Source organism: Streptomyces sp. NPDC017991 (assembly GCF_044328075.1).
Classification (GTDB): Bacteria; Actinomycetota; Actinomycetes; order Streptomycetales; family Streptomycetaceae; genus Streptomyces.
In genome coordinates this window covers 1-13960 of sequence record NZ_JBIRGP010000030.1, presented here as the reverse complement: position 1 = coordinate 13960, position 13960 = coordinate 1, and the positions used below count along the sequence as shown (strand labels likewise).

The 13960-nt window shown below is 65.0% G+C and carries 12 protein-coding genes and 4 pseudogenes; 8 read left to right on the top strand and 8 right to left on the bottom strand.

Features of this window, described 5'->3' with window-relative positions; translation table 11 throughout:
* Positions 1-78 precede the first annotated feature (78 nt).
* Together ACH4DZ_RS43835 and ACH4DZ_RS43830 are read right to left on the bottom strand one after the other, a co-directional pair.
* A complete protein-coding gene (locus tag ACH4DZ_RS43835; RefSeq protein WP_398295280.1) occupies positions 79-603 on the bottom strand; it encodes a hypothetical protein in 525 nt (174 codons plus the stop codon).
* Between the two features lie 1085 nt (positions 604-1688).
* A pseudogene (locus ACH4DZ_RS43830) lies at positions 1689-2426 on the bottom strand (IS701 family transposase); the annotation flags it as partial.
* Between the two features lie 166 nt (positions 2427-2592).
* Here ACH4DZ_RS43830 and ACH4DZ_RS43825 point away from each other — a divergent pair.
* A pseudogene (locus ACH4DZ_RS43825) lies at positions 2593-2917 on the top strand (type II toxin-antitoxin system PemK/MazF family toxin); the annotation flags it as partial.
* Between the two features lie 407 nt (positions 2918-3324).
* On the opposite strand, the gene ACH4DZ_RS43820 reads toward ACH4DZ_RS43825, so the two are convergent.
* Positions 3325-3723, bottom strand: coding sequence for a nuclear transport factor 2 family protein (locus ACH4DZ_RS43820; RefSeq protein WP_398295278.1), 399 nt, complete (start codon positions 3721-3723; stop codon positions 3325-3327).
* A 442-nt stretch (positions 3724-4165) separates the two neighbouring features.
* The gene (locus tag ACH4DZ_RS43815) at positions 4166-5386 is read right to left on the bottom strand and encodes a hypothetical protein (protein WP_398295276.1); all 1221 of its coding nucleotides are present in this window, start codon (positions 5384-5386) and stop codon (positions 4166-4168) included.
* 431 nt (positions 5387-5817) lie between these two features.
* On the opposite strand from ACH4DZ_RS43815, the pseudogene ACH4DZ_RS43810 reads away from it, so the two are divergent.
* The 7 genes and pseudogenes from ACH4DZ_RS43810 to ACH4DZ_RS43780 all read left to right on the top strand — a co-directional run.
* Positions 5818-5987 (top strand): annotated as a pseudogene (locus ACH4DZ_RS43810) (IS5/IS1182 family transposase); the annotation flags it as partial.
* Positions 5988-6506: 519 nt separating this feature from the next.
* Positions 6507-6713: a hypothetical protein gene (locus ACH4DZ_RS43805; protein WP_398295274.1), complete on the top strand. Its 207-nt coding sequence runs from the start codon at positions 6507-6509 to the stop codon at positions 6711-6713.
* A 527-nt stretch (positions 6714-7240) separates the two neighbouring features.
* On the top strand, positions 7241-7969 hold the full coding sequence (locus ACH4DZ_RS43800) for a hypothetical protein (RefSeq protein ID WP_398295272.1): 729 nt from the start codon (positions 7241-7243) through the stop codon (positions 7967-7969).
* A gap of 37 nt (positions 7970-8006) precedes the next feature.
* Positions 8007-8312: a putative quinol monooxygenase gene (locus ACH4DZ_RS43795; RefSeq protein WP_398295270.1), complete on the top strand. Its 306-nt coding sequence runs from the start codon at positions 8007-8009 to the stop codon at positions 8310-8312.
* A 114-nt stretch (positions 8313-8426) separates the two neighbouring features.
* Positions 8427-8921: a MarR family winged helix-turn-helix transcriptional regulator gene (locus tag ACH4DZ_RS43790; protein WP_398295268.1), complete on the top strand. Its 495-nt coding sequence runs from the start codon at positions 8427-8429 to the stop codon at positions 8919-8921.
* 462 nt (positions 8922-9383) lie between these two features.
* Entirely contained in the window at positions 9384-9809 is a 426-nt protein-coding gene (locus ACH4DZ_RS43785) for an alpha/beta fold hydrolase (RefSeq protein ID WP_398295266.1), read from the top strand.
* A gap of 3 nt (positions 9810-9812) precedes the next feature.
* Positions 9813-10244: an alpha/beta fold hydrolase gene (locus ACH4DZ_RS43780; RefSeq protein ID WP_398295265.1), complete on the top strand. Its 432-nt coding sequence runs from the start codon at positions 9813-9815 to the stop codon at positions 10242-10244.
* Positions 10245-10445: 201 nt separating this feature from the next.
* Here ACH4DZ_RS43780 and ACH4DZ_RS43775 read toward each other — a convergent pair whose 3' ends face one another.
* The 4 genes and pseudogenes from ACH4DZ_RS43775 to ACH4DZ_RS43760 all read right to left on the bottom strand — a co-directional run.
* Positions 10446-11471: a methyltransferase gene (locus ACH4DZ_RS43775; protein WP_398295264.1), complete on the bottom strand. Its 1026-nt coding sequence runs from the start codon at positions 11469-11471 to the stop codon at positions 10446-10448.
* A 645-nt stretch (positions 11472-12116) separates the two neighbouring features.
* A complete protein-coding gene (locus ACH4DZ_RS43770) occupies positions 12117-12638 on the bottom strand; it encodes a hypothetical protein (protein ID WP_398295263.1) in 522 nt (173 codons plus the stop codon).
* 9 nt (positions 12639-12647) lie between these two features.
* Positions 12648-12833, bottom strand: a complete 186-nt coding sequence (locus tag ACH4DZ_RS43765; protein ID WP_398295262.1) for a hypothetical protein — start codon at positions 12831-12833, stop codon at positions 12648-12650.
* A gap of 178 nt (positions 12834-13011) precedes the next feature.
* A pseudogene (locus ACH4DZ_RS43760) lies at positions 13012-13865 on the bottom strand (Tn3 family transposase); the annotation flags it as partial.
* Positions 13866-13960: the final 95 nt, after the last annotated feature.

Sequence of the window (13960 nt, the reverse complement as noted above, 5' to 3'; positions counted from 1 at the left end):
CAGCGAAAGAGGTTACCAACCTGTTCGGAACGGCATCCACTCCTGTTTGCGGCAGGTAGTCGGGTGTCGTTTCGTGTGTCAGGCCGCCACGGGCGCCTCCTCGGCCGGAGTCTGCGCCCGAAGTTTTTTCAGCAGCTCCTGGTACCAGACCCCTACGGGTAGCACCTGGAACGGAGCCCGAGTAGCCATGGCTTCCTCGCTGAGCCTGAGCAAGTCGTAGTCGTGGGTGAGAAGTTGAACGCGGGTAGGCAGCGCCACGAGGCGTGTCCGGGCGTTCACGCGATTTTCGAGGTCAGATGCCGCCGCGTCAGGACTGACTGCTTGTCCTTCTGCGGTGTCAGGCGCTACGAAGGTGGCGTTGAGAAGCAGTTCAGTAACGACCTGGATGGCTTCCCAGTCCCGCTTGAGTGCTTCGGCTGTGCGCGCATCGGGTTGGGCGACGCGGTTCGTGGAGCGCGTCGCGCCCAGTGCTGCCGCTACCCGCGCCAGCACGACATCGTGAGGGCGCAGGGCATCCGCTTCCGGAAGTAGACCGATACGGGCGAGGTTTTTGAGCGTGCCGGCACTTACACCTGACCAGTCCGACACTGTGCGCTGGGACATTGTCCCGTCGCAGCGCACGGGCGAGCGGCGTGGCACCCTGATCCTCCCTCAAGTAGGCCCCATGGGTGGACGGTCGAGCACTTGGAATCCGTGGTGACCACGCTGTTTCAGCGCGCGGCCGCCGCATAATCTACAAGGGCGATCATACGACCCTCGTGCACTGTTATGAGGGCGCCTTGGCGTTGTAGATGTCCTGAGATGGTCAGGGGTTCCCCTGCCACCCAGCGAAATATGCGGGAGACTGCCGTTCGTGCACGATTCCCGCAGTTCAGTGGCTACGGACGCACCAGGGGTTCCCGTCGGTCAGATGGGAACGAGTGTGATGCACAAGCAGAGACGGCAATCTGTCCGGACCTGCTTCGCGCGCAGTGCGCGACCGTCTGGCATGCACGAGAGGGGCCGATTCATGCTCTGCCCCTTCGCCCCGCCCTCCTCTCCAGAGTCGCGCAACTCTGGGCAAAAGGTCCTTTCTGGGCTGACGTTTGCAAGTCCTGGGCTTTCGGGCTGGGTGTCGTCGGGGTGAGTCCGGTTGCGGCAAGCCATCCGTCGGTGCCGTCGCTGCGGTAGTGGATCTCGTGGAGGGTCCGTGGCAGGACGCGCATCAGGTGTCCGGGTCGGTGAAGGCGATGTTGTTCCAGCCCACGCGGCGGGTCAGCGACCGGACACCTTCGACCGGGTTGAGACCATGTGCGTAGGGCGGCAGATGGAAGGAGACTGTCCAATCCTGGCCAGCTGTCCCACGGGGCAGACCCCGGCCCCGGGCGGCGCTCCATAGGTCTCAGTTCTCCCGGATGAGCACGAGCGGGGCATCGAGTTGCCGGTGTGGGGTGATCAGAAGGTCGCGGCAGTCGGTCCGGGTGAAGCCGCGTCGGCCGCCGTGTTGGTGGGTCAGGTGCCGTTCGGGTTTGGTCCTGAAGGCCAGCCGGGAACGCTCACCGGGTCCGCAGCAGGTCGAGACTTCGATACAGAGACGGCGCTGAGAGCGCCCTCTCACCCGGATCGCAGGCGTGTGCCCGCGTCGGGCCCAGGTGCGGGAGGGGGGCGGCGTCATCGGGGATCCGGCCTCGTCCTCGAAGACGATAGAAGGCCCTGGCCCTTGCGGAGAGCTCCTGCCAGGCCCGCTCGGGCACCTTCATTGGGCAGGGTGTCCGCACGGAACCTCTCTGCCCCGGTGGTGACTTCGTGCGAGCAGGCCACCGCGAGGACGTAGCCGGTGCCGGGTTTCTCCAGTGTGGTTCGCAGCCTGGGGTTGCCGCCGTAGACCTCGTCGCCGGCGATCCATGCGGCCCGCTGGCCGACGTCCAGGAACCGGGCAACCATACGAGTGGCCCGTTCCGGCTTGGTGGCGAAGGCGGTGTCCTGGTCGAGTCCGGCATCCCGGCAGCGGTCAGGGTCGGAGGTCCATGAACGCGGGACGTACAGTTCCGGCCCACTGCCGCGTGCCTGCGCCGGCCGGCGTAGACCAGGTAGACGGCGACCTGGGCATTGTCGATCCTGCCCGCGGTGCCGGTGCACTGGCGCTGGACGCCGACCGCGCCGGTGCCCTGCTTCACGTCCCCGGTCTCGTCGACCACCAGTACCGCCTGGTCGTCGTGCAGGTGGTCCACCACGTAGTCACACACATCGTCGCGGACCCGGTCGGCGTCCCACTTGGCCCGCCGGGCCAGCAGATGCTGCATGCCGTCCTGGGTCCTCTTTCCGGCCCATTCGGCGATGGTCCCGCAGCTCTTGCGCGGCAGGCCCGACAGCAGTCCGAGCACCACCAACTTCCGGACCCCGAAACGGGGTTCGACCCGTGTGAACCGTCCCGCTACCCGGCTCATCAGGCCCTCGAACGCCTCCTGCCGGCGAGCAGGGTCCACGCTGTTACCTGCGGCCACCGCGTGCTCGTTTGTCTTCACACCCCGATGACCAACGGGCGGCCGCACCCGTCTCCACAGCGCGTCGGGGTCGCGCAGCGTCCGCCGCCGTCCTGTGTCAGGGGGACATGTGCAACGTGGCGAAGTCTGGTGGGCGGAGTTCGACGAGCGGCGGCCGGTCGTGCTGTTGTCGGGAGACGACGCGTCCGGGATCCGGGTGATGCAGGTCGTCGCTCGGGCGGGTGTCGACACCACCGGTCTGGGCGTCGAAGTGGCTAGTAGGCGCCATGGAAGGATTGCCCTTTGACGGCGTGCTTCGGTTCGCTTTTCCGCGTCCGGGCTTTACCCCTTGCACGTGGCTGACCACCGTGTCCGGGGACGACCTGATCGAGCGGGCGGGCGCCCTGTCCTCCGCGAAACTCGGCGAGATCGAGAACGCCCTCCGTCTCGGCGGACTCCGGTAGGCGGAGAAGGAAATGAACGCCCGCGACAGCGTGGTCGGTTCTCGTCCAGATGATCGACGCTGCCAGCTGCCTCCTCGGCGCCCCTCACGATCGAGATCACGAACTACGGCTGGGGAATAGGACGTCGACATCCCCGCGTCCTCAGTAGCCGGTGACGACGTTTCGAGGGCGACGAGCGCCTGTGGACCACGCTGGAGCAACGGCAAGTCAGTTGCGTACTCGCCGTTGCCTGTAACCAGAAGGTCGCTGCCTACACAGGCCTGCTCCGTGCCGACGCCCTGGGCAAGAGGCTACCGAGACGGTCCTGGAATGGCGGCGCGGCCACCATGCCTCGGTGCTTGATCAACTATCAGGGGCAACGAGCCCCTCACGTTCGAAGAATGTGCTTCGCAGGAAACCTAAGCGGTTGCAGCATTCTGCATGAGGTGCGTGTCTGCGAACTGTTCGAACCGAGTGATCTTTCCATCGGTGACCTGCCATACGTGTGCGGCTCTGGCGCTGAAGGACTTGACTGTCGTTCCGTGGGTTCCTCGGTAGGTTCCTACGGCGACGATGTATTCGCCGGCATCGATGAGCTGCTCAAGCTGGTAGTCCCATCGGCTCCAGTCTCGGGCCAGGACGCTGAAGACGTTGTCGACGATCTCTTCCTTGTTCCGAAACACTCCGGCAGCGGGAAAGCCTTCGCATTCGATCCACGTGAGCTCGGCAGAAAGATCCTTATAGAAGGCAACCAAATCACCCTCATGGTAGGCATCGTACAGATCCTTCACTATCTTGTATCCCTGGGAGTGGATCATTGTTGTCCCCTTCTTAGTGTTCCTAGTGCGAACGCGCAAGGTTTTGGATTTTCGGCCGTCGGCTGTGAGGTAAGGGCCGATGAACCCAGATCGGGCACCGGTGGGCTTTCTCCATGGACCCGTCGTTCAGCTTGAGGGCGTGCCGGACCGAAGTGGACCCCCGCAGCGGAACCGCAACTGGGATCGCTTCATGTCAGGTGCGCGCCTTCCATCGGCGTCCCCTTGTTCCCTCGGTAGCACGATGTCGGTGACGCGTGCGCGCCGAGAAGTCCCGAGTTGTTCCGAGGCCGGCCGGCTGGAGTGCGGCATCTGACGTGTCGTCGACAATAGCGCACATTAGACCGGTCGTCTATTCGACTGAGTGCCAGCCAGCGGGTGGCCGGACCTCATGGGTCGAGACGCGGGAAGCCATCGGTCCGGTTGACTGCCGGTGGCACACAGTTCAGGCAAGGAACGCCTTCCAGCCTTCTGAGGGCGCCTGTCCGACCCCCAAAGTGCGCAGTTTGGCCAACTTCGCTGGTTCCTGGGCGTCGATCCAGTCGACGAACTGACGGAAGGACACCATCCTGACGTCCTTCCCTTTCTCTTTTTCTGCTGAGATGTATCTGACAACCTCCTCCACCGCGTCCATGTAGATGCCGTCATTCCAATGTTCGAAATGATTGCCTACAAAGAAGGGAGCACGATTCGTCTCGTACGCGCGTTGGAATCCTTGTGTATACGCCTGGATGGATTGGGCCTTCCAGTTCGGGTAGTTGTAACGTGGTCCCTGGGTCGCGTTGACTGATTGGTTGGCCATCAGATTGTAGTCCATGGAGAGGACTTCGAACGAATGTCCAGGGAAAGGTATTTGCTGCAGTGGGAGATCCCAGATGCCCTGCCTTCTGGAGGGCCAAATCTGTGTTCCTCCCGACGATGAGGCGTCGTAGCGCCAACCAGCTTCTCGCGCTGTGGGTAGCAAATTTCCCTGGCCGAGCAGACATGGCGTTCGGCCCCCCACGAGCTCCTTTTCATAGTCAAATGGGAGAGGGGGTAGATCGTTCCATCCCGTGTTGGTCCGCCACTCTTTAACAAAAGATTTCGCCTGGTCTATCTCACTGCGCCACTGGTCTGCCGTCCAATTCCGCACGGACCCTGACCCTGCACAAAAGTGCCCGTTGAAATGTGTGCCGATCTCATGCCCTTCGAGCCATGCTCGACGGATATTTTTCAGGGTCGTTCTGATGTGTGCGTCAGTCAGGTAGCCGATATCGGAAGCGCCTTTCGGGTTATTGGGTGGGTTGTACAGCATCTTCTTCGACTCGGGAAGCAGGTACAGTCCGGAGAGGAAGAAGGTCATGGATGCGTCGTGTTCTTCGGCTAGATCCAGAAACCTTGTGAATGTGCCGTCGCCGACGTCACCGGCACCGTCCCAGGAAAACACGATGAACTGCGGGGGCGCCTGTCCGGGGCGCAGCGGTTCGGGGGCATGCGGTTGGTGAGGCTGCTTGCCGGTGAAGGAGGTTGAGCCGTCACCGATCAGCTTGGGTGACGGCCGTGGCTGCGTCTCTTTTGAGTTCCTTCCGGCGTCCCGCGCGGGTATGATCCGACCGCAGCCGGCAAGACCAGCGGCTGTAGCCGCCACGCCGACACCAAGTACTTTTCGGCGACTGATATTTGACATTTGCCCTCTTTAGGTCATAGCTGCTCTTTCTACTCTCATGACGAAATTGCTTGTCATCGGGTTCAAGTCGAGCACGAAATGTCACGTGTGTATGAAATGAGCCGGAAATTTGGCGTCTGGCGCCATTCCTTGCAGGTGTGTCACGGTTCGGGCAGCCGCGGTCGGCATGCAGCGGCACGGCAATTGGCCTGGATATCTTCGGGGCACGTTGAGCTGTAGGCGGTTCCCTGCTCCCTCGTGCCTTGCGGTCGCCGCTCAAGCTCTGCTGGCCCCGTGCGGTGCGCGTGGCCGGCAGGGCGGTACTTGCTTCGTTGATTCTGGTGAACGCCGCGTAAGTCGGCTCGATGTGAGGGAGTCCGGGGACCCGTATCGAGCCCTGGCCCGGATGGTGCTCAGGTCATACAAGACCGTGTCCTGTGGGTGATCGCTCGTTGTGCCATGTATGGGGGCGAGGTACGTGGAGTTGGATTGTTCCGGATGAGCCGTGGGGGATCGCGGAGCCGTTGATCCCGACGTCCAGACTGCGACCGTAGGGTGGCGGGACGCGCCTGATGAGACCCTGTTCGCTGCGATCGTCTACGTTCTGGTCAGCGGCTATGCCTGCGACTGTGCAGCTTGCCGCAGGCCACTGAAGCTCACTTTCGAAGCGCCAGACCGACTCCTGCGAGGCGCGCTCTGCTCCCTGTGCGGCTGCCGGGCGCGGGGCTGAGGCGGTCGCTCTCGGTGCCCCAAAAGCGGCTGTTCCCGAGAGCTAGCCCGTCACCTGTGTGGCTGCGGTACTTCCCCCCGGCTTGGACTCGACGGGGCGGCGTCCTCGTGGTCGTGCACGAGCTGCTTCTGTCTCGACGCGGCCCTGTTGTAGCTGACGGATGCAAGCGACCGGCCGTCGCTGTCTGTCTACAGTCATTCGCGGTGCACCCTGTTCGTCCGGACCCTGCCGCTCCCCCAGGTGGACACCCCCGCCGCAGGATCCTGCTGTCTCCTCGACGGCAGGACCCGCCACTCCCGGGTCCCTGACGGGCCATGCAATTGCCCGAGCACCGGTATGACGGTCGCGCCTGTTGGGTGCTGCTCGCCCTGTTCCCCGCCGCCGACGCAGTGCGGCCGGTAGCAACGCGGTATGTCCTTCACCGTGTTGCGCGGCCTCGCGGCCACCGCTCTCCTTGCCCTGCCGCTCTCGGCCTCGGCCGCCGCAGACTCCACCCGAGTGCTCGCGCCGCTGCCGCTGGCTACCGAGGCCAACCTGCTGCCCTCCGTCAACGCCTCTCCGATCGCCTACGAGAAGGACCTTCAAGCAACAGCGACTCCCCTGCTACGAGCCGCATAGACGTGTTCAGGATCCAGGGTCAAGGCTCGCAACGAGCTGACCCCACCCGTCTCACGACACCAGGGCTCCGGGAATTACGCGATTCTGCGGAGCTTGATGCCTTGGTGTGTGCCGGGTGCGGGTGAGCAGCTGGATGCCTTACGCAAGCTCAAGTCCGGTCGCGCGACCCCGGCTCCGGCTGACTGTCGTGCTGCCCTGCCGGGCTCCGAGAGGTCATCGCCCAAAGCGGCTCCGCCAGCGCCCTGACCCGCCATTCGGGATGCACGCCAGAGCACAACGGCGATCAGCACCGCCGACGCAGCCGGAGCCGGACTGGTCAAGGCCATGAACCGCGCACAGATTTCCATGCGCCAGAAGGAACTGGAACGCATATCTCTCACGCCGACCGCAATCCCAAGGCCGCGTGCGGTGTCCTCGCGCAAAACTACCCTTCGCCTCCACATGTACACTGTAAGTCATTTATTTGCGCGCGCACGCACTTATATGTACTGTCAGTTCTGTCGCCGTCAGCAAATAAGGGAGCCATCATGACCACTCCGCAGCCAGCCCCAGGAACCGTGCAGGTCCGCGCCGGAGCCGCGGTGGTGACCGCGATCGAGCGGTTCGCCCCGGCCGATCCGAACCGGCCCGCCGGACCGGTGGAGGACATGTCCACCGTCACCTACCCGCCTGTCGCCGGTATGGAGCCGCAGACGGCACGGTCGGAGGTCGTCGCCGCGGCGGCTCGGCTGGAGCAGGAGCTGAGTAAGACCGACGGTTTCGTCGGCGGGGTGCTGCTGGCCGGGCAGAAGGGTGACATCGTGCTCTACAGCCAGTGGGAGACCACCGCCAACCCGCCCGCCGAGATGCTCCCCGAGTGGTCGATCGCGCCCGCCGTGCCGGAGCTGGACCGGATCGTCGGTGGCACCTTCACCGTCGATTTCAGTGCACCCGACCCGTTCAGCGAGGTCTCCCTGGCTCGGACGCCAAAAGCCCACTTCGGTGTCTTCACCGTCGCTCCGGAGAACCAGGAAAGGCTGCTGGAACTCGCGCGCGAGTCCGCCTTGAAGTCGATGGGTACCCCCGGCCTGCTCGCGGTGAATTTCCATCGCAGCCTCGACGGGCACCGCGTGCTCAACTTCGGGCTGTGGTCGGACTTCGACGGGTTCGGGAAGCTGCTGGACCGGCCGGGCTTCACCGACGACGGCCAGTACTGGAATGGGGTCGCCGGTTTCCGGCCGCACTACTTCGACGTAGCGGCTGTAGTCACCCGCTAGTACCCGCTCCCGCCAAAACCCTTGCAAGGAGAATCCCATGACCGAGTTGTCCGTATGGGCCAACCTCACCGCGCTGCCGGGCCAGACCGAGCAGGCCGAGCAGTTCTTCACCCACTCCCGCGCGATCATGCGCGACGAGCCGGGCACCACCGCTTTCTTCGTCGTCAAGATCGACGAGCTCACCTACGGCATCTTCAGTTCCTTCACCGACCAGGCCGCCCTGGACGAACACGCCGCCGGGGCCACCGGGAAGGACGTGGTGGAAGCGATGGTCGGCAGTGTGTTCGCCGCCCCGCCGACGATCACCTTCAGCACCGTCCTGCAGCACTACGACGCGGGCTGAGCCGCGCCCGGTCCGCGACGTAGCATGACGCAATCGACGGCCCCGAATGGCCACATGCGGTTCATCCGGGGAGCACGAGACCCGAGCACCCCACTGGCAGAGGACACGAGCACCATGAACGATCCGATCAGCCCGCGCGGCACCGCCCCGGCCCCGGCCGAGCGGCTCTCGGTCGAGGAGGAGACGGTCTGGCGCAGCCTCGGCCGGGTGGTTCAGCGGCTCCCCCGCACCGTGGACAGCATCATGCTGCGGTCCACAGGCTTGACCATGACCGAGTTCTCGGTGCTCGACGCGTTGCGCGACAACCCGCAGCACACGCTGCGGATCAGCGATCTCGCCGCGGTCACCGGTCTGTCCGCCAGCCGCGTCAGCCGCGTGGTGGACAGCATGGCCACCCGCGGGTGGTGCCGACGCGAGCGCGACGCCACCGATGGCCGCGCCGCGCTGGCAAAGCTGACCGAAGAGGGACTTGCCACCGCGGGCACCGCGTCCGCGTTCCACGTCGAGGTGGCCCGCGAATACGTCCTCGCCCATGTGCCCGCCGAGGCCCGCCACGCGTTCATCACCGTGCTCGCCGCGATCGCCGAGCACGCAGGCGAGACACGCTAGCGACACCGCACGCCTAGACCGGGCCCGGGGCTCTTACCCGGGCGCAGCCAAAGGGTTTCTGCCTTTCCTGCCCTGCCCAATTCGAAACGCCTACTCCAGCGGGCTCACGCCCTGAATCATCGGCCAAGCGCAGCCGAGCATCACCGGCGCCGCGAGATCCGGCTTGATTTCGGACACCGTGCTCAACGTCGGACGCGGTGACGGCACCAACGTCCTGCTGCCAGTGGACGAGGGCACGCCGCGACCGGGATCGACTTCGTGCCCGCGGCGAGCGCGCCACCAAAGCCGCCCGCGCGGCCAGCACGCCTGTCGGGTTCGCCGTCGCCGACGCCCTGCACCCGTTGGCGTTCCCCGTCTTCGACACGGTGAGTGACAGTGCCCTGTTCGATATCCCTGTAAGCCGACGACTTCGGCGGGTACATCCGAGGACCAGTGATTGCCACCACACCGCAGAATCCGGACGTGCCGTCCGGCACGGGCGAACTCCCCCAGGGGTTCACCCGGGTCGTCCGCGAGGTCAACGGCACCCTGATCCACACCGTCACGGGCGGTGCGGGTCAGCCCGTCGTGCTGCTGCACGGCTGGCCGCAGACCTGGCGGGAGTGGCGTCACATGCTGCAACCCCTCGCAGACCTGAGCTACACCGTCGTGGCCCCGGATTTGCGCGGTACCGGGGATTCCGCAGTCGCGGAAGCCGGCTACGACAAGGACAACCAAGCGCGCGACGTTCACGAACTGCTCCAAGTTTTGGGCCTGACCGGTCCGGTGCGCATGGTCGGGCACGACATCGGCGGCATGGTCGCCTTCTCCTACGCCCGTCTCTGCCCCGAGCAGCTGTACAAGCTGGCCCTCGTGGATCTGGCCGTACCCGGATACGGCCTGGAATAGATCATGGACCCGGCTTCGGGCGGGCTCTTCATGACACCGAAGGCCCCGGAACTGCTGTTCCGGGGCAATGAACAGGCTTTCCTCCAGCGGTGGTTCGCGAGGATGGCCGTCAATTCCGGGGCGTTCCCACCGGAAGAGATCGACATCATTGCCGCCTCCCTGCGGGACCCGGACGCCTTGCGCGGCGGCTTCGAGCACTACCGGACCCTGCTCCAGGACGGGCAGGTCAACCGGGCCTGGGGCGAGGCGGGAGGCGTCCTGAACATGCCGGTGCTAGCAGTGGGCGGTGGGCACAGCGTGGCGGGCTATCTGGCCCGGACACTGCAACCCGTCGTGCCCGCGGTACAAGAAGCGATGATCGCCGGCAGGGGCCACTACATCGCTGACGAGCATCCCGAGGCCCTAATCGCTACGCTCGCCCCATTCATGGTATAGCTGCCCGAAGCCATCGACCGGCCACCAGGTCGGCCAGATCGGGCAGGCTCTGGAGCATTCGCACTGGGACCCGGCTTTCCGGTCGCTTGTCCGACGGACAAAATCCTTTTGTGTATCTTCCCGGGTTCCGCTCACGGCCGACCGCGACACGTGGCGAAGCTCCGGCCATGAATGCCCGGGGCTTCTTGCCGTCAATCCTACTCAGAGGGCTTCGGCCTCCATGACATAGTACGGCGACCGGATGGGAACGGACTGGGTCAGACGCAGCCCTGAAGCGGTGAGCAGGGTGTTGAACTGGGAGATATCGCGCTCCTGTCCCGTCGTCGCGAACAGCATCGCCATATCCATCAGAGCGGCACCTAAACTCGCGCCTTTGCCGGTGACCAGCATCTCGACGACGAACAGCCGGGCTCCCGGGCGCATGGAACTGCGTATGTTCGACAGGATCGAGCGGCATGACGCGTCGTCCCAATCGTGCAGCACATGCTTGAGGAGGTAGATGTCGGCAGCAGGCACCGCATCGAAGAAGTCCCCCGCGATGCCCGTGATCCGAGCTTCCAGACCGCGTTGCCGTGCCTGGTCTTCCACGGTTGTCGCGACATGGGGAAGCTCCAGGACTGAGCCGGCCAGCTGCGGATTGCGCTGCACCAGTTCGCTCACGAACGCGCCGTGCGCGCCTCCGACATCGAGGACGGTCCTGGCCGTGCCGACAGCGATGACGGACGCGGCCTCGCGAATCACAGGCGCTGAGAGTTCGGCCATCGCAGCGCTGAACATCTGCGCTTCTGCGGGATTCTTACCGAGGTACTCGAAGACATTCGATCCAAGTGCCTGCACCGTGTGGTTGGATCCCGCCGCGACCGTTTCCGGCAGTAGTACCGCGGGGAGCCAGAATGCCGGCCCGATAGCGGCTTGAGCGTAGTACTTGAGGGAGGTGGGGGAATTTTCGTGGAGTACTTCGAGCAGCGGGGTCGGCGAGAAGGTTCCCCGGTCGGCGTCGTAGGTGAGCAGACCCAGGGCAACCCCCGCTCGCATTACCCGATGAGTCATGTCCGGATCACTCAACTCGCGCTGTGCTATATCTTGGGCGGAAAGCGGCCCACTGTCCAGATGCTCGGCCACCGACAATGCGGCGATCGCCCTTACCGCCTGACTTCCCCAAGCGGCCATGATCAGGTTGTAGACCACAGAAAAATGGTCGTGCTCTTCCTGTTCGCCTTCCGACATGTACTGCCTCCTTCGGGTTCCATCGTCGTTCTTACCTGCATTACGTTTACAGGACGGCTGGGGTTCATGGCTTTAAGGCAAAAGTCCGCCTCGGCCATCTATTCCACTGGCTTTGCTAACAATCTCCGGCTCTGGTGTACTTATTCTCGTGTACATCACGGACTGTTGCCTCATGTGACGCACAGGCCGTGTTCCGGGCGTTTCTTTGGAAGGGCTGGGGTGTCGACGGCTGAGCGGGTGTGGGTGGAGACGTTCACCGGGCTCCAGGTGACGCCGCCCGCGGGGCCTTACGGGCCGTACATGACTGAGGCGGGAACGGTTGCTACCGGGTCAGCCGTGGAGTTCACTGCTGGCCGAGTGAATGCTGATGGCCGCGGTGTACCAGCGCGCCAACCTGACCGTCCAGCCGCAACTACCACTTCTCACCGAGATTGCAGGTCGTAGTGAACGTGGGTACCCGCATGGTGATCGCCGCGGCCCGTCTCGTGACGGGTGCTGCCGCGGACGCACACCCTTGAGAGGCTTCCGGCAGGGCCGAACAGCGTCAGGGCGCTGGCCGCGGCCGGCCGACCAGCCGTACGACCCTCTGATCCTGGGCGGCCGTCGCTGCATCCCGGCGAGCACCGACTTCCGCGACTGTGAAGGCTACGCTGGCCACCAGGGCCCGTGGTCAGGACGTGATGGTGTCCGACAATCCCAGGTTCCAGATGGCCAGACCATGGATGCCCTTACCTCCTCCTGCCAGGACAGCTCGCCGACCGGTCCGGGGCCGGAATCGCCCCAACCGTGCTCGTCATACGCCATGAGTGCCACGGTGTCGACGGTCCGACCCAGGGCAGTCAGGTCGTAGCCGTTCTGCGCGAATCCGTCGAGCGAGGTGTAGAGGGTGATGTCGATGCCGACGGTCTTGCCAACAGGCAGTGCCTTCTTGAGGGCCGTCGCAAATTGTGTCAGCCCTGCGGTGTCACGGGCCTGCAGAGCCCACCCCTGCGAAGTGACCGCGCTGCTCAGTGACGAGACGAGTGCGTTGATGCGGGCGCTGCTGGATAGCATCCGGTGAGCCGCGACCTCGTCGAAGCCGCCCAGAGGCTCACTGAAGTTGCCAATCAGCAGGTCGGCGCTCAGACCGAGGGCGCGGGCGTCGGCCTCGGCGTCCGACGGTGTCACCTGCCTGCCCTAAGAGTCGGTGTTGACGCCGTCCACGCCGACGCGGGTAAGGACGGTGGCGCTTGCGTCGATGAGGTAAGTTGCGTCGCCCTCCGCCTGATAGTCGGTCACCGGCAATGTCGCGGTGCTCGAAGCGGGCAGGACCGCGAGCACCCCTATCCCCGCAGCGGCGATCGCGGCAACGACGACCGCCACGATTCGCTTTCTCGACATGGTCCCCTCGCGTTGTGCGCCACAGCGGGCACAGAAGAAGACGTTAGCTCATTCGCCCCGACAGACAGGCCCGGCCCCTTCGGGTCCAGGCAGTTCACACGGCGACGCCCAGTGAAATGGGCCCGGTGGCGAGCAGACGAACGGCTGGAGATCTGCAGAGGTCCTGGAGGTTGGCCTGCGCCTTGATCTGGCGGTGGCAGCCAGGCTCGTCGGCCAGCCGCAGGACGCGAAGACTTGGCGATCCGCCCGTAGTGCGCGATCGCGTCCCCCAACAGGGGAGGTCGCCCGTCCCTCGACAGCATCCGAATCACGCCGTACGCGCGCACGACGCCGGTGTGGTGGGAGCCGATGATCCGCAGGATGTCCTCCCCTTGCCGCTCGATGCGGGCGAGGTCGATCCGGCCGCGGGCCGCGTCGGTGAAGGCGCCATAGTCGGCGGTGCGGTCGATACGCCACATCTTCAGGTCCGGCAGGTCCGCCAGCTGCGGCGCGTACGCGAACCCGGCGAGTGTGAGGACTCCAGAGACGATGTCGCTATACGAGGCGGTGGCCGTGACGATCGTCTCCGGGCGCTTACCGCCTTCCCCGTCATAGAGGACATCGGGCACGTACAGGGAGTCGCGCGGGGTGCCGGCCACCACCTTCCCGCCGAGCCCCACCGCCTGGTCGTTGATCATGTTCAGCCACGTCGCGCCGCCCCGGCGCCCGAAGTACTTGGTTGGGGCGGGGGACGCCGAGGGGACGAGGACGACGAACCGCATGCCCTCCACGGCAGCAACCAGCCCGCCGCCGCCCCACACCTGCGCGAGGCCGATGGACGCTTGGTGCTCGATGAGGGTGGCGTTCGCGGACCGGTAGGTGGCCAGCCGCAGATACGTCTGGTCGACGTGGGACAGCCTGCCGTACTTCAGCTCGTCGGTCCCGCCGATGACCAAACGCGTAGCCGACGTTGCGGCCATGCGCGACCAGCAGCGCAGCGACCGTCACGTGCAGGTCCTTGAGCCTGGCCTCGCCAAGTGGAGTGTGTTCGGGCGACGTTGACGTTGTTCGTGGCTGATGTGTTTGCTTCGGTGCCGCGGAAGGAGCAGCGGGCCAAGGGTGACTGCTGT